The 16040-nt window shown below is 57.4% G+C and carries 16 protein-coding genes; 3 read left to right on the top strand and 13 right to left on the bottom strand.

The genetic code is table 11. The features are described 5' to 3' along the window. Positions 1 to 8: 8 nt before the first annotated feature. Positions 9 to 1274 (top strand): glycosyltransferase family 4 protein, encoded by a 1266-nt coding sequence (locus A3AI_RS42720; RefSeq protein ID WP_036048282.1) that lies wholly within the window; start codon positions 9 to 11, stop codon positions 1272 to 1274. On the opposite strand, the gene A3AI_RS0114400 is transcribed toward A3AI_RS42720, so the two are convergent. The 3 genes from A3AI_RS0114400 to A3AI_RS0114390 form a co-directional block, all read right to left on the bottom strand. Further along, on the bottom strand, positions 1268 to 2626 hold the full coding sequence (locus tag A3AI_RS0114400) for an oligosaccharide flippase family protein (RefSeq protein ID WP_024516264.1): 1359 nt from the start codon (positions 2624 to 2626) through the stop codon (positions 1268 to 1270). The genes A3AI_RS42720 and A3AI_RS0114400 overlap by 7 nt on opposite strands. Before the next feature lie 17 nt (positions 2627 to 2643). Next, positions 2644 to 4026 (bottom strand): hypothetical protein, encoded by a 1383-nt coding sequence (locus tag A3AI_RS0114395; protein ID WP_024516263.1) that lies wholly within the window; start codon positions 4024 to 4026, stop codon positions 2644 to 2646. A gap of 131 nt (positions 4027 to 4157) precedes the next feature. Continuing rightward, positions 4158 to 6275, bottom strand: coding sequence for a hypothetical protein (locus A3AI_RS0114390; RefSeq protein WP_156927777.1), 2118 nt, complete (start codon positions 6273 to 6275; stop codon positions 4158 to 4160). A gap of 248 nt (positions 6276 to 6523) precedes the next feature. Here A3AI_RS0114390 and A3AI_RS0114385 point away from each other — a divergent pair, with 248 nt between their 5' ends. Both A3AI_RS0114385 and A3AI_RS0114380 read left to right on the top strand, forming a co-directional pair. Further along, positions 6524 to 7414 carry an FkbM family methyltransferase gene (locus tag A3AI_RS0114385; protein ID WP_024516261.1) on the top strand — a complete coding sequence of 297 codons (891 nt, stop codon included), beginning with the start codon at positions 6524 to 6526 and terminating at the stop codon, positions 7412 to 7414. Positions 7415 to 7998: 584 nt separating this feature from the next. Further along, complete coding sequence (locus A3AI_RS0114380; RefSeq protein ID WP_024516260.1) at positions 7999 to 8553, top strand: PEP-CTERM sorting domain-containing protein; 555 nt, start codon at positions 7999 to 8001, stop codon at positions 8551 to 8553. A 41-nt stretch (positions 8554 to 8594) separates the two neighbouring features. Here the strand turns inward: A3AI_RS0114380 and gspG are convergent, their stop codons facing one another. The 10 genes from gspG to A3AI_RS0114330 form a co-directional block, all read right to left on the bottom strand. Beyond that, a complete protein-coding gene (gene gspG / locus A3AI_RS0114375; protein ID WP_024516259.1) occupies positions 8595 to 9050 on the bottom strand; it encodes a type II secretion system major pseudopilin GspG in 456 nt (151 codons plus the stop codon). 412 nt (positions 9051 to 9462) lie between these two features. After that, complete coding sequence (locus A3AI_RS42715; RefSeq protein ID WP_036048417.1) at positions 9463 to 9780, bottom strand: H-NS histone family protein; 318 nt, start codon at positions 9778 to 9780, stop codon at positions 9463 to 9465. A gap of 509 nt (positions 9781 to 10289) precedes the next feature. Next, positions 10290 to 10961: a prepilin peptidase gene (locus A3AI_RS45260; RefSeq protein WP_024516257.1), complete on the bottom strand. Its 672-nt coding sequence runs from the start codon at positions 10959 to 10961 to the stop codon at positions 10290 to 10292. After that, positions 10958 to 11524, bottom strand: a complete 567-nt coding sequence (locus tag A3AI_RS0114360) for a hypothetical protein (protein WP_024516256.1) — start codon at positions 11522 to 11524, stop codon at positions 10958 to 10960. Before A3AI_RS0114360 ends, A3AI_RS45260 begins: the two co-directional genes overlap by 4 nt. Continuing rightward, on the bottom strand, positions 11521 to 12099 hold the full coding sequence (gene gspM, locus A3AI_RS0114355; RefSeq protein ID WP_024516255.1) for a type II secretion system protein GspM: 579 nt from the start codon (positions 12097 to 12099) through the stop codon (positions 11521 to 11523). The genes A3AI_RS0114360 and gspM overlap by 4 nt, the downstream gene beginning before the upstream one ends. After that, positions 12096 to 13226: a PilN domain-containing protein gene (locus A3AI_RS0114350; RefSeq protein ID WP_024516254.1), complete on the bottom strand. Its 1131-nt coding sequence runs from the start codon at positions 13224 to 13226 to the stop codon at positions 12096 to 12098. Before A3AI_RS0114350 ends, gspM begins: the two co-directional genes overlap by 4 nt. 85 nt (positions 13227 to 13311) lie before the next feature. Next, on the bottom strand, positions 13312 to 13932 hold the full coding sequence (locus A3AI_RS0114345) for a hypothetical protein (protein WP_024516253.1): 621 nt from the start codon (positions 13930 to 13932) through the stop codon (positions 13312 to 13314). Beyond that, on the bottom strand, positions 13929 to 14342 hold the full coding sequence (locus A3AI_RS0114340) for a type IV pilus modification PilV family protein (RefSeq protein ID WP_024516252.1): 414 nt from the start codon (positions 14340 to 14342) through the stop codon (positions 13929 to 13931). The genes A3AI_RS0114345 and A3AI_RS0114340 overlap by 4 nt, the downstream gene beginning before the upstream one ends. Further along, complete coding sequence (locus tag A3AI_RS0114335; RefSeq protein WP_024516251.1) at positions 14339 to 14779, bottom strand: GspH/FimT family pseudopilin; 441 nt, start codon at positions 14777 to 14779, stop codon at positions 14339 to 14341. Before A3AI_RS0114335 ends, A3AI_RS0114340 begins: the two co-directional genes overlap by 4 nt. Next, the gene (locus A3AI_RS0114330; protein WP_024516250.1) at positions 14776 to 16035 is read right to left on the bottom strand and encodes a type II secretion system F family protein; all 1260 of its coding nucleotides are present in this window, start codon (positions 16033 to 16035) and stop codon (positions 14776 to 14778) included. The genes A3AI_RS0114335 and A3AI_RS0114330 overlap by 4 nt, the downstream gene beginning before the upstream one ends. Positions 16036 to 16040 lie beyond the last annotated feature (5 nt).

The following is a 16040-nucleotide window of genomic DNA, read 5'->3' as shown; positions in this document are numbered from 1 at the left end:
GGTGAAATATGACGAAGCCAATCCGAGCCTTGCTGCTTGCAGAGATGGCTAATCCGGAATGGACAAGTGTTCCCTTGATTGGATGGAGTTTGGCGTTTGCGATTTCGAAGCGATTGAACGCACATATAGTCACCCAGGTACGAAACCGAGGCGCATTTGTACGAGCTGGTTTGACCGAAGGGCGAGATTTTACCGTCATCGACAACGAAAGGTTTGCAAGACCAATCTACCGGCTCGCAGAGGTTCTTAGGGGGGGCGCTGGCAAGGGTTGGACTACCACTATGGCACTGTCGTCGATCACCTACTACTCATTTGAATCGGCAGTCTGGAAACAGTTTCACGCGCGCATTAGGTCCGGCGAGTTCAATATTGTACATCGAATTACGCCTGTGAGCCCTACAACGCCCAGTCCCATTTCGACTAAGCTCAATCGGTATGGTGTCCCATTCATTTTGGGGCCCCTCAACGGAGGACTTCCCTGGCCTTCGTCGTTTCGCGATAGACAGCATGCCGAGAAGGAGTGGCTATCCTATCTCAGATCGGCCTACAAGTTCCTGCCATCGTACTATGCGACGCGTGAGAAAGCGTCGGCGATCATATGTGGTTCCAAATACACCCTGAGCGAGATGCCTGAGTGGGCTCGCTCCAAGTGCTCCTATATCCCGGAAAACGGCTTCGAACCTTCCCGCTTTGAATATGAACCGCGCGGTCCCCGCGCTCTTCCTCTGCACGCAGCGTTCGTGGGTAGGCTTGTTCCGTACAAGGGCCTGGACATGCTGCTGGAGGCGATCGCTCCGCAACTCGCTGGCGGACAGTTGATCTTACACGTGATCGGCGATGGACCTCAGAAAGCGGAAATTGAATCGCTTATACACCAGCTAGGGATTGGCAATGCGGTCTTGATGCACGGATGGAAAGCCCACGACGAAATACAGCCGATCCTCAAACGCTGTGACTTCTCCGTTCTTCCAAGTGTGCGCGAATTTGGTGGTGGGGTCGTTGTCGAATCGATGGCGCTGGGTGTTCCGCCAATCGTGGCCGACTACGGCGGTCCTGCGGAGTTGGTCACCGATGGAGTGGGAATTCGCGTTCCTTTCGCAGATCGAAGTAGCCTGGTTTCCGGCTTGAGAGATGCGATAAGCGATCTTCTTCAATTTCCCGATAAAATCAGCAAGTTGAGCAAAGCGGCCCGCGAGCATGCGGTATCCAACTTCACGTGGGATGCAAAGGCATCTCGGATCATCGAGATATATAATGCGGTTCTAGGTCAATGAAAAATCAGGTGGAACGATAACACAAGACCCTCGCCTATCAGCCAACCCAAAGGCCACAACGCAAGCGTCCAGAGTTCTGAAAACCACCGATATAAGCCGAAAGCTTTACTCGTCCACGCAATGTAGATTGCGCATGGCAGCATGTGCACGGCAATTCCAATAATTGCCCCGTTCAAGCCGAATAGCCAATACAACAGCGAAACGGTCGTAATCAACGAACAGAGTTTGACAATGGAGAGCACCGTCACGTGGTAAGTGACGCCAAAGGCAAGATATATGTTCTGCCCCAAGCTGCACCGAAGAAAAAGCAAGCTGAAAGAGAGCAGCTGCAACATGTGACCTGCCGAAGAATATCGACTGTCATAGAGCAGATCGACGGCGAGTTGCCCTGTCGAGAATAGGAACCCTGCCAATGCGGCCGTAGCAGCATCCGAAAGTAGTCGCATCCGCCAATAAACAGCGGAGAACCTGCTTTTACGATCCCTGAGAACCTCGCTTAGAGCGGGCAGCGCGATGGCGCCGAATAGTCTTGTCAGCAAGCCCTCAGGGACCGCTGCCAAGTTGGATGCGACCGCAAATTGCCCCATCGCGAATGGCGTTAGCAAGGCCGCCAAAATAATCCGATCGCCGTTTAGGCCTAGTGCCCCAACCGCGGAAGACAGGAATACCCAGCGACCATATCCGTTAAGATCCTGGATCACTCCGCGATCGAGCGCAAATCGATCAGGCACTCCTGGCAAAGCGAGTTTACTAAGCAGGACGACCAGGAGAGAGGTGAACAGATTGCCGAGCACAAACGACCAGATCGATCTGGTCAAGATCGCGAGCAAGATCACTACTACTAGGCCCACGACCTGCGACGTGAGATCCACCATCAGCACGCGATCTAATGTCAGCGATCGGCTCGCCAGCACATAGTTCATCGACTGAAAGCCTAAGACCACGGCCGACACTGAACTCACCGCAAACAGTGCAGGCAGCTGCGGGTTTCCGTAAATCGAGTCGGGTTCAAAAATATTAAAATTCTGTACCACGTAGAGAACAATACTGAGCGCCAATCCAATCGCGAGAATCGCCACTCCCCGCAATATGTGTAGAGTCCAGGCCGTATTTCGAAACGCCGGCTCGAACGCGCGAGGGCTTTGGATGACCGCCTGCCTTATTCCAAAGTCGGTCAGCAGCGTGACAATTACCTGTACGGACGTAACGATAGAAAGAACGCCAAACAGCTCCGGCTTTAAGATGCGCGTGAGAATCAGGCTTCCGGCGAAACGTAAGATGAGAGATCCCGAATGCGCGAGAACCGTGAGCCAGCCGGCACGAAAGACGCGATTGGTTAAGGTCCGAGTCAAGAGCGGGGCCGTTTCATTTATGTGATGCGATGACGTATCTTATTTGTACCGCACGATTTCAAGCGGGACGCAATAGCCTCCGCATGGCCCAGAAGGCTGCCCGACAGCAGAAAAGTTAACGGGGTAACAGATGCGTTTGGCAGCAAATCGACGATGTTGAGCGCTACCAGCAGGCTCAACGCAGCGACGTAGGTGCCTGCTTCAGCGCCCGGCTTCGCCTTCCGCCAAATGTTAAACAGGGAAAAAACCCCTAGTGATAGTAGACCGAATTCGGCGACGAACCCAAATAGCCCGAATTGGCCCATCGTAATGATCCAACGACCGTCCGTTACACTTAGGTCCCGCCCACTCTCCTCGTCATAAACGCGGCTTCGGCTGAACCGTCCCCAGCCGAACAACGGACGCTGCGACGCTCGGTGCAACAACTTGTCTTCGTTAATAAAGCGAAACTCGATCGAACGCGACCTTTCCTCGCTTACTTGCTTGGTTAGCGAGACTATCCCCTCAGTTGGAACGAAATCCTGGGACCGCAGCAGCGGATAGGCCAATGCGAGAAGTGCGAAAATGGCCGATACACGGACACACGTGCGAGCCGATGTGAAACGCAAGAGCGGAATCGCTGTAGCCGCATAGACCAGCGAACCCAAGCTACGGCACAGTATGAGCACAAAACTCAAATAACCCAGTAAGACCGAAGCCGGGACCGAAGGAATCAACTTTACCTTATTTCGCCAGAAGGCGGCGGCCGATACCGCTGTCGTCATAAGAAAGAAGGTTGCGAGCAGGCCGTTCCCCATGAAAACAATTGGCCGGTAGCTATCTCCACGCGCCGACTGCTCAAAATCGCTCGAGTAGTAGCCGTACACCCAATAGTGCAGTTGCGGGCTGAGGCGTATTTCAATCAACATGAGCACAGAGTAGATGAGACCTGCAAACGCAAGCGCGCGCAAAATGTTGGCAACATCCGAGGTCTCGCGAAAGAAGACACGCCCTATGACAAAAGGCAGCACGGCGACAAGCGCGGTTTCTGCTGCCGATAGGCCGTCGTAGATTCCGACACCGGGCAAAAGAACGCCGCCATTAACGATAGCATCGGTATTAAGCAATGACGTCGCGATCGGCGCGATGACATAGCAAAACAGAAGGAAGTTGGCGAACTTCGAGCCTGGAACGCTTCTCGCATCAGGTCGCCAAACCAGCAGCAAAACGATGGCGCAGAGCGTCGGGATGGAGGCTTTATCGAAAGGTACGATGACGGGAAACTTGATCGCACCGGTAGGCAGGAACATCTGCGCGCCAAGAAAATTCCACATGGTCGCGCGTCGCGCAGGCAACGTGGAATAGAGTACGAGGGCAACGAACGGCCAAAATGCAAAGGCCAGCGCCGCTGTGCTGCTCATTTCTTCGCGTATCCTCCGCGTTTGCCCGCTCAGCAAACAAACGCTCGAGGGCATAGCCGTGCTTCACGCGCAGTCGCAGCGACGCCGAAGCTTGATCGGAAACGTCCTTACCCTTGTCGGTGGGACGTCAGTCAAGAATGGTCCAGAACGGAAACGGCATTCCAGGACGCATACTTTATCGCGTAAGAGTCACCTGTGCTAAGCGCCCATTGGTTTGGTCCTGGAATGATCAGCCATGCCGCCCGCGTAGAGGTGGGCATCGACATGAACTGCCTAATCTGGTCATTTACAAGCGACTGAAACGCGCTCGACATTTTGTAGCCGTTCAGCAACTTAGCGATCTTGCCCGTGGGTCCTCCATATGAGGTTGAAATGCCCATCGCGGTGCAGGCCTGCGTTGACGGGAACCAGCTCTCGTGACCACCTTCATAGCATTCGACCGATTTATTAAAAAGCTTAGCGATGGCATTCCAGGCTTGGTAAACACCGATCCCATTTGCGGAACTCGATAGGCTGAGAAGTGTCTGCGAGCCCGCCGCACCATTTGCGAGTACTCCAGCGCGGATATCGTTGTCCAAGAACGCCAGGCCAGAGGACATTAGTGACGCAACCCCAGAAGCGTAACTATCTGCGGCCGCCAGTAGACCCGCGATGTTCGAGGCGCCGTTTTGCAGATAGTTTGCATCGAAGTTCGTGCACTGCGCTCCGGAATAGTAGGTCGCGTAGGAAAGGACGTCGCAAAAGTCCACTGGACGATTCGGGGCTGCATTATAGCTCTGGTATCCCCGACTGGAATAGCTTGGATAATTCGCTCCATTTAGATCGGCCCCACCCAACCTGTAAGTCGCGGTCGCAGCCGTTGGACCAAACGCCTGGAACGCCAGGACTCGGCGCAGCTGCGAAGTTGACCGAGGGCTCCAAGCCGTCACAACGCCCTGCATTACCTGAGAATGCCTGAGGGCAAACCACCCATACACTTGCCGGTTGTTGTCTGATGGAAACCCAAGCGCGGCGCCCTTAGCCGCTGCCCAGGGCGTAACCGGGAATGACCAATTCCAAACCTCATTCGCATATTCGAAATAGGCGGTCCGCGTCGACGAAAGTCTGGTTCGGACCATGGTGGCTATTGCGCTGACCGATGCATCATCGAAATAGGCGGGTATGTTGCACCAATAGTTTGAGTTGATGCGATTTGCGAACCCAATTTGAAGCTCGAATGGAATACAGGGCGTTTGACCGTCCTGTTGCCACATGAATGCCTTTAGCACCGCGTCATAGGTGAGAGTTGCCAAACTTCCGGCGGCGATAGCCCCCACCGGTAGGGCTTGGCCTGTGCCATATCCGCTCCCAACCAGCAGTGGTATCGCCCCTCGGCCGCCTGAATTTAGCGTCACAGCAGACGACGTGTTAGCTGCCGCAAACTGCAACTGGATCATTTCGCCATCGGCGTACGTCTTCCCAGCGTCAGGTTGCGATGCAGATTGATAGCTGTTGGTACCCGTTGTTGTCCCAGCCCAAGCCCCCGGAGCCCAACGCTGACTGCTGATATTGAGGCTGGTTTGCCATGGCGCGATATATCTGGATTGAGACACGTTTCCGAAGTTCGGATTGGTCCATCCCATCGACCGCAAAACACCCGGATTTAGCGACTGATAAATCGCCACATACTGGTCATTGAACATCTGCTCGGGGGTGGTCGCAGCGTCAATTGCCGCCTCATCGGCAAGTTTGCATATCACCAAGCTCGACATGCCGGAAAACTTGCTACCTGCAAGAAAGTTGAATGTAACGGACGACGACACGCTCGAATTGAATTGGAACACGACGCGAGGATTCGTACCGCTGATCGTCAGATTGAAGCTTGGAGAGCCGCTGACAAAGGTCCCACCGGATACGATTGTAAAGCCGGGAGCTCCTCGAGCCAGCTGAATTGTGCCTGTCCCGTTGAACTTAACAACGATCTGGTCCGTCGGAAGAAGCGTCGAAGGGAAATTCACCAGCCCGAAGATGTTGTAAGTGGGAGTCGCGGTTGGATAGCCGTTCCCATCCAGAATCGCGGGATAGGCATATCCGGAGGCCGATTGCAGACTGTTGAGCGAAAGGGCGATGTTTTTGAACATGCCGCCTTCGATAGCCGTGCCCAACACCACCGAGTTGGTGGTAACCGCGGTAACTACGTTGGACTTCGCCGGCGAAGCTAGGACTTGGCGGTCCAAGACTAGGCTCGACGAAGCGGCAAATGCCGCCATCAAATCTCGACGTGTCATAGTCATAGGATCACCGCTCTCCTGCGCGATTAGCTTCCTTTTCCGAGATCCTGCCGGAGACCACTATCCAAAGTATTGACAAAGCAGCGAACGAGCCGCAATGAGGCCGATAAAGTTAACACATTAAGGATGCAATTAAAACTAATATAGGAAAAGCGCATTTCGGTCGTAGCGCGCGATCGGGTTATTTAATATTGCACAAGCCCACGTATGATTTCCTGGAAACTACTATGAACCCGGAACATTTGCTGCCTCAATTCCTGCTCCGAGCTTGGCCGTTTCCCCGCGGGGGAGGCCGCTTGGTTGACACTTTTTTCAAGGATCTGAAATTTGATGCGAAAGAAGCTCTGGTAAAGACGACTGACGACTTCATGATGACGGTAATGCCGAATGAATTCGTTGGGCGACACATTTACCTTACGGGCGAATTCGACCGTACAGTATTTGAGGTGTTGCTGGACTTTTCCGAACCCTCGGACGTGCTCTTGGACATTGGAGCAAACGTTGGCTATGTCAGCGCGTGTTTTCTAAAGAAAGTTCCGAGTTCTCGAGCTGTGGCTGTGGAGCCCCAGCCGGTTGTCTGTGAATACCTTCGTCGTAATCTGGCGCAGTTTGGCGATCGGCACGCGATTTTCTGCGCGGCGCTGTCGGATCGCGCTGGCGAATTGCCGTTCTTCATTGATGTTGAGAACAACGGCCGTAGCAGGCTCGCGACCGGGGGAGAGATAGCAACCACCACGGTGCAAGTTCTGCAGGCCAACGAGTTCCTTTCGACAGAAGCCATCCGTGTGGACATCGTTAAGATAGACGCAGAGGGACACGAAGGAAAAATCATTCGTGCCGCCGAGGACCAACTTCGCAGGTTGAAACCCCGAGCGATATTGTATGAGGATCACGGGGGTCTGCAGACCCGCGACGGCGCAGATCTATCCACTATATTGGAAGATCTTCGTTATAGCGTTTTCGCAATTGAAAAGCGTCTGACTGAAGTCCGCCTCGTGCAGCCCTTTTCAGGCGCCAATGACTTCATTGCTGTTTCTCGCGACCGAGCAATTCCCGAGAGAGCCAAGCTGAAGTACGGTATTTGTCTTGCAGAAAGCAAAAGCAGCTTTGCATCTTGACGCTATGACGGTTGAAGCGTTCCGACAGTCGAGCAGCGTACAGTTCCGGCGTCTGAGGAAGTGGCAACGGCAGGACATTCAGCAACTGCCAGCCGACGATCCCTGACAACAAATCCATGAGCTCAATTGGACTGCAAAACGAGTGGACGAACCGCGTCGCGACGACGCCTCTTCGCCCTCTGCTTACAGCAATAGATCACAACAAGCCGAGGCCCCCTATGTGCACCAAACGTAGCGGGGGCAGCAGACCAGTCTCGTTCAACTCTGGCAGGGCAATCAATAAGGCCTGATCGCTTCAGAGACTGAGCTAAATCCTCTCTAATACCACCGAGTTTTGCTGCAAAGGAAGGCACAAGGCGAACTCCTGACTTTAAATGCCTGGCGTAAATATCTGCAATTGCGTCATTTTTTCTAATTATGCTGACAGCTCCGGTATCGCCGGCGGACGACATAAGCGGCAAACGTTTCCGGTCGACAAACATTGCGGCTTTTTAAAAAATATAATAATTGGAATGGATCGAGGTTTATCTTTGTCGTTTTAAAATTAAATAATTAAACGACAATTATCTGGGAAGGGGTTTGTAATGAGTTCTGATATCGATAAAGGTATTCTTGCCGGTCTGTTGCTAGGTACCAGCCTACTTCTGTCTCCAAACCAAGCTTCAGCGTCTGTCGTTACCGCCCCGACGTATAATTACACCGTCAGCGGCTCCTACCAGATCGGTGTGGATCCGCCGATCACTGGAACGCTGACCGTAGTCGGTGGACCCACCGACAAGATAACGAGCGTGGATATCGTTACACCGAACTTCGGGACCTTTACAAAGATCGTCTCTCAAGGGTTCAGTGGCGCCGACTACGACGTTGAGCTTCAAGATACCAAGGGGAAGTATGATTTTTTCCTGGTGCTCGATACCGCGTCGTCACTTTTCGGGGGAACTGGCGCGGCGATCGATCGACGGTCCTATTTCGTAGCTGCTAACGACCCCTGTGATCCCTTGAGCGAGTCCGTCCGGGGAAAATTGATGGTCGCGGCCGTTCCTGAGCCTTCCACTTGGGCGATGATGGTATTAGGCTTCATCGGACTGGCCTCGTTGGGCTTCCAGCGTAAATCCCGGCTGCGCGCAAGCGCAGCCTGAGCTTGCTGGGCTCGCGACCCATCGGCCTCATGTGTCACGCGTCAGCTACGGCGTGACATTGGAGCTGTCGCGAGCTTCGCTTTCCCGTTGGGCCCCAGCGAAAAAACCTCGTAGCTACCGTTCGTGGCCGGATAGACATATCGAAACGGCCGGCCCCAGGGATCGAGCAGGTTCTGCGCCTTCTTGAGGTATGGACCGTTCCAATTGGGTGCTTCTGCGTCGGGCTCAACGAGAGCTTTGAGACCGGCGCTCTCGCTTGGGTAAGTACCGTTTTCCAGATAATACATCTCCAGGGCGGTGCCGATATTTTGGATTTGGATCTCCGCCGATTGTGCTTTGGCTTTGCCGAAGTAGCCCATCAGCTGCGGCGTCGCCATCGCGCTAAGCACGGCGAGAATGCCCATCACCACGAGCAGCTCGAGCAGCGTATAACCGGCATTGCCACCGCGCCGCGTCGCTTGGCGCTGCCTGCGACGGTATGTCCTCGGATCAAGCATTCGTCGTCCCCGTCCGTTTGGAGCCGGCGGCGCAAGGATTTGCAGCGCAGCCGAAGCCTCTCTGGCCTTATATTTTCAGCCACAGTGACCCGCATTCCTCTCCAAAGGATTGCGACACGGCCGCAACCGCCAGCCAGGATGAGCAGCTCCTTAAGTGACCCGGCAAATTTGCCCTGGGGTCCAACTCTCTTTGTTAATGACGTTTGCGTCCCGTCGGACCCTGCGCCGCGACCAACGGGAGGCCCCATCGTTGTCCGACCCGGGGGCGGCGATCTCAATTGCCAGGCGCGGACCGCCAGCTATTGACCCCAAGCCGGCGCTTCACCTCCCGATGGCGCGGTATCCGGACAACGCCGCGTGAAACAAGGTATCGCGGCGAAATCGAACGTGGCGCGGCGATCAAGCGCAAAATTTACGCTGGCGATCGACTTATTAGGAAGTCGTCCAACTTCTTGCCGGATCGAAGCTGCGATTTAAGCCAGCGGGGTTGTTTACCCCGGCCGGCCCAGGTTTCGGCGGGATTTTTCGGATTTCGATATTTGGGAAGCACCTTTGGGTAAGGACGCCGCTGACGGTTCAGCCGATCGCCGCCAGGCGAACCAAGTTTGCGAAGCCGCTCTTCCAGCCTGCTTTTCTCGGCCACGATCCTTTTGCTCAATTCGGCAATTACCTGCTCATGCAGGTCCCATAACTGGTCCACCGACATGATCTTCAGATTGCTGCTCTTCATCTTGCCCACTCAGCCGGCTCGTTGCAGCACCCCAAGCTTAGGTTAGGACGTTTTGAAACACCGTCAATAACTCAAAATAATTACATCAATTACCCTTTTGGATGGGTCGGTTTAACCCCTGGCAAGGCGTTGTTTAAAAATCCTTCTTTGGTTTTTCAGCACATGGCCGGGCTCGGCTGCTTCGCCTGTTCGCGAGATACTCGTCGGACCGCCACCACCTTCGGTCCCATTATTGATGCCGGGCATCAACCGACCTGCGCGGGAAACTAAGCCGCTTCGGCAGGCTTGGTGTCTAACCAACCTGACGCCAGCAGGCCGCGGCAGGCCAGGCCCGGTCGTTCGTTGCCCCCCAAAACCAATTCCAAGCGCGAATACGCCTGCCGATAAGGCGGGTGGCTTCCGTCGGTCAGAGGAAGACCGGTCTCGCCCGCGATTGAGCTCTATTTAAACTCAATTACCAGCATTTGCTACTCGGCGCGCTCGCGCAGGGGCCCTATGACATCGACAAATTAGGTTGCCAAAACCGTCAGCCAGATACCGAGGGCGAGGTGCGGACCAAATGCAATAGCGTCGCCAGAGCGAAGCTCGGCGCCCTCACTACGTAGGACAAGAAGGCTCAGCATGGCTGAAACGACCGCACCACCAAGTACGAACGGCAGCCCGCTCAGCCCCGTCCATAGCGCCGCTGCCGTGACCAGTTTGACGTCCCCCAAGCCGAGTCCCTCGCGGCCTCGCAGCACGCGGTAGCAGCCCCTCAGCGCGAGTGCCGCGGCAAAGACGGCCGCCGCGTCTCCCGCTCGCCAAGCGAACGCATCAAGGTATGAGGCGAACGTTGCATTTGTCCATGCGAGCCCGGTTGGGCCCGCCTCGCCGACAAGGAAGGCAAGTCCAGTTTGTATCAATCCGCTGGCGGCGAGCGCGAGAACAAGGCCATCCGGAATGATGCCGAAGCGTGCATCTATGGCGCAAACGGAGACCAGGATCGTCAGCAGAACAATTTGCCCAGGCATCAACACCCAGCCGAGCCCCGGGCCGCTTATGGCTTTCATGAGGAGCCAAATGAGACCCGCCAGCATCGACCAAGCCAATAGCGCGTACGGCCGTTCCACACCTTGCCAGGCGAGGCTTTGGACGGCGAAGTGCTTTGTCCGGTCGATGGTTTTGACTACGTGCTTCATCATCGCCGCACACTGGAGGTGATAAACGGCACCACCATCCGCTGACCGCTGCCTTCGAGTTCAACTTCGTCGGGACGCACGGCGACGAGACGCCAACCACCGACCATGTCGTCAGGCGCAACCCAAACGCCGCCCGGATTTTGTGCGGTGGTCAGAAAAGCCTTGCCTGTCTTGCCGTTGATGAATACGCCCTTCAGTCCGACGCTTGGGTCTTGCATTACCGCCGGTGGTGCGGGTGGCGGAGGTGGAGGCGGCGCAGCGACCGCGATTGCGAGCCGCCGGCTGCGCACGAAAAGCGGCCTTTGCAACATCACCTCACCGGCACCCCCCTTCCCTGTCCCGGCGGCAAGCCCAAGCGACCGCGTCATGGGGGCTGCGTTCTCCCATGCAGCGGCCTCAATCACGATCACGGCGGAAAGTGTGGCTGCGCCGGCGAGGACACAGGAGCCAAACAGAGCCAACAGCGACAACCGTGTCGCCGGAGGCAACCGCTCAAGCTCGTCGCGCGAAGGCCATTTCGGCGCAGGAAACTGAAAGCGCGCCATAAGGCCGTTCAAGAGATTCATCGATCCGGCTCCATCACCGGAACCGTGGTTGCAGAATCTCGCATGGCCCCCTGCACGGTCAATTCGGCGCGCAATGCGCCCTCGTTGCCATCCCGCGCCGGGCGCAGCGTTAGTGCGGTGACAAACAGCATTGGCCGACCGGTTTCAATGTTCTGCAGGGCGGTGCGAAGCGCCGCGGGAGGGCCCTCGAGTTCGAAGCCGACAGCGACCATGCCCGGCGCTAACGGTCGGTTCGGCCTGACGCCCCGCACGCTTAGGAAATGCAGGCCCGCCTCATCTGCCACAGTCTTCAACGTTGCCTGCAAGTCAGCGCTCGCCAAACGTTCCTCGCTTCCGGGCAAATAGAGATCATCGAGCCGACCCGTATTCATACGCGCTTGGGTCGCTTCGTCTGCGACGACCCTCAATCGCGCCAACAGTTCGGCGCGAACGGCTATCTCGTCGGCTTTGTCGGCCACGTGTGATACGAACGGCGCGATAATGAACACGATAAGCGAGCCAACTGCAGCGACGTTGAGCAGGGCAAAGCGGACACGGCGTAGCAGAAGAGCATGAGCCACACGATCAAGCGTCATCGGTCACCTCGCGCGACCGCTGTTCCGCGCGGTTCGTGAACCTGGGTTCCCCTCACTCGGAACGCCAAGCTGAAGCGATCTTTGCGCTCGGTGAGATCAGGCGTGATCGCGCCCGTCAGATGTGCGGCCGTAAACAACCGCGACTGTTCAACCAGCCGAACGAGGTGCGCTGCGTCCGCGGAAAAGCCGGTGATGGAGATCTCGCCGTCGGCAATGCGCAACTCACTGAGGAAAGTGTGTTCGGGAAGCACACGAGAAAGCTCTTCCCACACGTCGAGCACACCTGGCCCGGCCTTCAGGGCTGACAAACGAGCCGCCCGGCTGCCGCCGAGACCCGCCCCCGCCTGTTCGCGAAGCTCGGAAATGGCACGTTCGACGCGAGCAGTTGTGGAGGCCTCGACAACCAGGATCGTCACGATCCCCACCAAGGTCGCGAAAATTGCTGAAAAGCCCATCAAGCGAACTGCACGGCTCGCCCAAGCTAGCTGGTCGAGCGCCTGGTCGCGAAGAGCGATCATCGGCGTGACGTCGCTACCACTGTTCGTGATCCCAAGCGCATCAACGTCGACTGTGCGAAGCCCGCAGCGGGCGACTTCCGCCGTCGCATGGCCGCGGCGAATGATCCAATGGCTTAATGCTACGACATCATTTGCCGGTTTGTCGGACTGCTGCGTTGCGCCGTGCCAAATCTCTTCTGGCTCGAACGGCGTGCGGTGCTGGATATCCTGGGCGAGGATCGAAGGTAATGCCCGAAGAGCGGCTTTGGGCACGACCAGATCTCGTCGGAAGAAGCGGTCGGCGTCAAGCTCGATGGCCACGGTGACGTCATCCCGTCGCAGCTCTTGCGTCGCAAGCCATTCTGCAACAGAATGCGGACTGCATTCGGTCGTCGACCACGTGAACTCCGCAACACCTTTGGCCGTGCGTAGCCGCCCTCTGACGTGTTCGCCCGCGAGCGCAGCCAAGCTCAGGCACGGCCGAGCGGCGGAGTCAATTCGGGACCACACGCGTTGAGGCAGCGTTGCCCGCAATTCGGCGAGCCACCACCGCGCGAGGGTGCGCGTTTGCGCACGCAGCGCCTCGAAGCTCTTGGCCGCGATGGTGACCGCGTCCGTCGCCGAAGCCATGTCTGGTTCCTATGAGGTCTTCTACGGCCAGCCAGCATACTTACCAATTCCTTACGAAGCGTAAGGACACCTGCCGCGTACGGCCTCAGCCCTGATGCAACGCGACGACGAGCGCTGGCCGATCACGCCGCGGATCAAGAAATCCTACGCTGATGGCGACAAGGTCAGGCAAATGATCGGAGACGCGCCATTCCCCCTGCCAGGATGCAGCGGCCCCTGGCGTCGGTCGGCCGAAATAGCTGAAATGGACAGACGCAACATCGCGAAGAGCAATGCTACGAAGCGAGTGTTGGGGCATTTTGATCCCGTCATCCCCAAGCACTTCGACTTCGAGATCGTTCCCGTCGCGGCGGACCCGAAATCCGAGCGGTCCACCAGGCAGCGCATGGCCAGCACTTAGTCCAATAAAGGTCAACGCGTCGCCGCGACCGTCAAAATTGACTTGGCTCCCGTCCTTGCCGGTTGGGATCGGCAACGCCGTGCTGACCAGGCCCGCCAGGGCGTCAAGCCCAGCCGCGATCTCCGCATCCCTGCTGACATCGCGGTCAGCCGCAAAGGCCCGACGCACCATTGTCACCCCACCTGCCAGAAAGCCGGTGATAACGATCAGCAACATCAGCGAGATCAGAAGCTCAATGAGCGTAAGTCCCGCCTCAGATCGCCGGCGGCGCTGCAGGGCACGTAGCGCCGGTTTGCGCACGATCATGGCGAACCGACCGGCGCTATCTTCAGGGCGGCCAGACGGGTTACGCTGCCGTCTTTCGTCTCAACTGCCACTTCGACCCAATAAGCCTGAGGCCCTCGTCGCGGTGGCGCAGGCGCCGCCGTGCGCCGGGGCTCGGCGCCGGTGCGTACTTCGGTGACTGTCTGAGACCATCGCAAATTGCCGGCGCCGTGACCGACGTGCTGGCCCGGCGTAAGCGGCTCGGTGATGCCGGCAGTCTCCAATCGAGATCGCGCGAACTGGAGCGCTACACGCCGCGCTTCGAGGCGCGCGTCGCTGCGCATGGCAAGCGCCAGCGACGCACCAATGGATGCCAGACCGATGGCAAGCACCATGAAAGCCACGATGGCTTCGACGAGGGCGAATCCGGCGTCCGATCGCTGGTACTTCATGGTTCGACCCGTGCCTCGCCTGTCAACCAGTTAACCTCGACTCGAGCGGCCCGGCCATCTCGGCGTAAAAGGATCGTGCCGCCGCTGGACTGGCCATCTGGGTAAAAGCGCAATCCAGCGCGCCCCCCGGCCGTCTCAGATGCGGCTGCGGTAACGTCGATGCTGATGCCTCGTGGCAGCGACCTCATGGCGCCCGGTAGGCCTATGGCGGCCACCACGGGATCGACGACGACCAGCGTCTCCGCGTTGCGCTCAATGGCGTGGGCGCGCGCCAGCCGCAGTATGCCGGCTACACTTCGCGCGGTGGTATTGAGCTGGGTCCCAGACACGTTCGGCCGCGCCATCATCATCGTCGCGAGCACGACAGCGATAATGCCGAGGACCACCAAAAGCTCAAGCAAAGTGAAGCCTGATGACGAACGTAAGCAGCGTTTCATTGAAATGCGAGATTGTTGATCGACAGAACCGCGGTCATGACCTGCAGAATGAGACCGCCGACGGCGCCGCCGATCGCGAGGGTTAGTAACGGCGTGAGTAGCCCGACCATACGTTCGATGCGTCGCTGGAACTCGCCTTCGAGATTGGTCGCTACTTGCACCAGCAGAGGACCCAATTGGCCGGTTTCCTCGCCGACCGCAATGAGACTGAGCCCTCCCGGCGGGATCAACCCGGTATCGGCGAATGCGAGTTTGAGCGAGTTGCCCTGCGGAACGAGCGCCGTTGCGGCGGCATAGCGAGCCGACAGCTCGGTGTTACCGATGAGGCTGCTAGCGGTCTGCAATGCGGCCATGAGCGGTGCCCGCGCGCACACCAGGGTGCCGAGGCCGCGAGTGAAGGCCGCGGCTTCGCGCAGGACGATCAATCTCCCAACCAACGGGATCGAGCAGAGCGCCCGATCCCAGGCGCGACGGCTGGCAGGATTACGGGCAATGGCCCGCAAAGCGGCCATCGCGGCGACCACAGCGAGACCGAGCCCTCCCGCCAGCATCGCTCCATAGTCCTCCAATTCACTGAAGGTGGCGAGAATGCCCGGCAGCGGTAGACCAGCATCGGAAAAAACCGGTGACAAGTTTGGTATCAACACTGCGATGATTATACCAACCGAGGCCACCGACATCGTCACCAACACCGCCGGATAGACCAGTGCGGTCAAGATCTTGCTACGCAATTCGAGGCGTCGTGCCAGCAGTGCTGCAATCTGGGCCAAGGCGGCGCCAACGGCGCTTGCCCCCTCGCCAGCGGCGACGATAGCGCAGTAATCGGCCCCGAAGGTTTGAGGATAGGTCCTCATCGCTTCAGACAATTGAGCTCCAGACAACACGTCCTTTAGCAGCGCCGCAGCAACACGTCCAACCTGGCTTTCTGGCTCGGATGCGGCAATGACGCGAAAGGCCTCGTCGAGCGGCATGCCCGAGCCCACGAGCGACGACAGCTCGATGGTGAAGCGCGTCAGCGCCTGTCGTCCGAGACGCTTCCCGTCGAACCGACGGGAGGGATTCATCTGGGTTGTCGCTGTTATTGAGCTTGCGCCAGAGAAAGCGCCCACCTCGGTGGCCACCGCCTCCCGTGTCTCGAATGGCGTGAGGCCGCTTCCGTAGAGCGCTTCGATCGCGGAATCACGACCATCGGCAACAATTGTGCCGGCTGTGATAACGCCCTGCCCCGAGAATGCGCGGTAGAAAAATTGTGCCAAGCCGG

It is taken from the genome of Bradyrhizobium sp. Tv2a-2 (assembly GCF_000472425.1).
Classification (GTDB): domain Bacteria; phylum Pseudomonadota; class Alphaproteobacteria; order Rhizobiales; family Xanthobacteraceae; genus Bradyrhizobium.
Note: the sequence above shows the minus strand (reverse complement) of the source record. Positions and strands in the feature narration are given on the sequence as shown.

Bases quoted from the DNA above. Each gene is read 5' to 3' on its own strand.
- A3AI_RS42715 (WP_036048417.1), bottom strand. From the start codon at position 9,780: ATGAAGAGCAGCAATCTGAAGATCATGTCGGTGGACCAGTTATGGGAC.
- gspG (WP_024516259.1), bottom strand. From the start codon at position 9,050: ATGCTTGATCCGAGGACATACCGTCGCAGGCAGCGCCAAGCGACGCGG.
- A3AI_RS0114390 (WP_156927777.1), bottom strand. From the start codon at position 6,275: ATGGCGGCATTTGCCGCTTCGTCGAGCCTAGTCTTGGACCGCCAAGTC.
- A3AI_RS0114380 (WP_024516260.1), top strand. From the start codon at position 7,999: ATGAGTTCTGATATCGATAAAGGTATTCTTGCCGGTCTGTTGCTAGGT.
- A3AI_RS0114360 (WP_024516256.1), bottom strand. From the start codon at position 11,524: ATGAATCTCTTGAACGGCCTTATGGCGCGCTTTCAGTTTCCTGCGCCG.
- A3AI_RS45260 (WP_024516257.1), bottom strand. From the start codon at position 10,961: ATGATGAAGCACGTAGTCAAAACCATCGACCGGACAAAGCACTTCGCC.
- A3AI_RS0114350 (WP_024516254.1), bottom strand. From the start codon at position 13,226: ATGGCTTCGGCGACGGACGCGGTCACCATCGCGGCCAAGAGCTTCGAG.
- A3AI_RS42720 (WP_036048282.1), top strand. From the start codon at position 9: ATGACGAAGCCAATCCGAGCCTTGCTGCTTGCAGAGATGGCTAATCCG.
- A3AI_RS0114385 (WP_024516261.1), top strand. From the start codon at position 6,524: ATGAACCCGGAACATTTGCTGCCTCAATTCCTGCTCCGAGCTTGGCCG.
- A3AI_RS0114340 (WP_024516252.1), bottom strand. From the start codon at position 14,342: ATGAAGTACCAGCGATCGGACGCCGGATTCGCCCTCGTCGAAGCCATC.
- gspM (WP_024516255.1), bottom strand. From the start codon at position 12,099: ATGACGCTTGATCGTGTGGCTCATGCTCTTCTGCTACGCCGTGTCCGC.
- A3AI_RS0114345 (WP_024516253.1), bottom strand. From the start codon at position 13,932: ATGATCGTGCGCAAACCGGCGCTACGTGCCCTGCAGCGCCGCCGGCGA.
- A3AI_RS0114335 (WP_024516251.1), bottom strand. From the start codon at position 14,779: ATGAAACGCTGCTTACGTTCGTCATCAGGCTTCACTTTGCTTGAGCTT.
- A3AI_RS0114395 (WP_024516263.1), bottom strand. From the start codon at position 4,026: ATGAGCAGCACAGCGGCGCTGGCCTTTGCATTTTGGCCGTTCGTTGCC.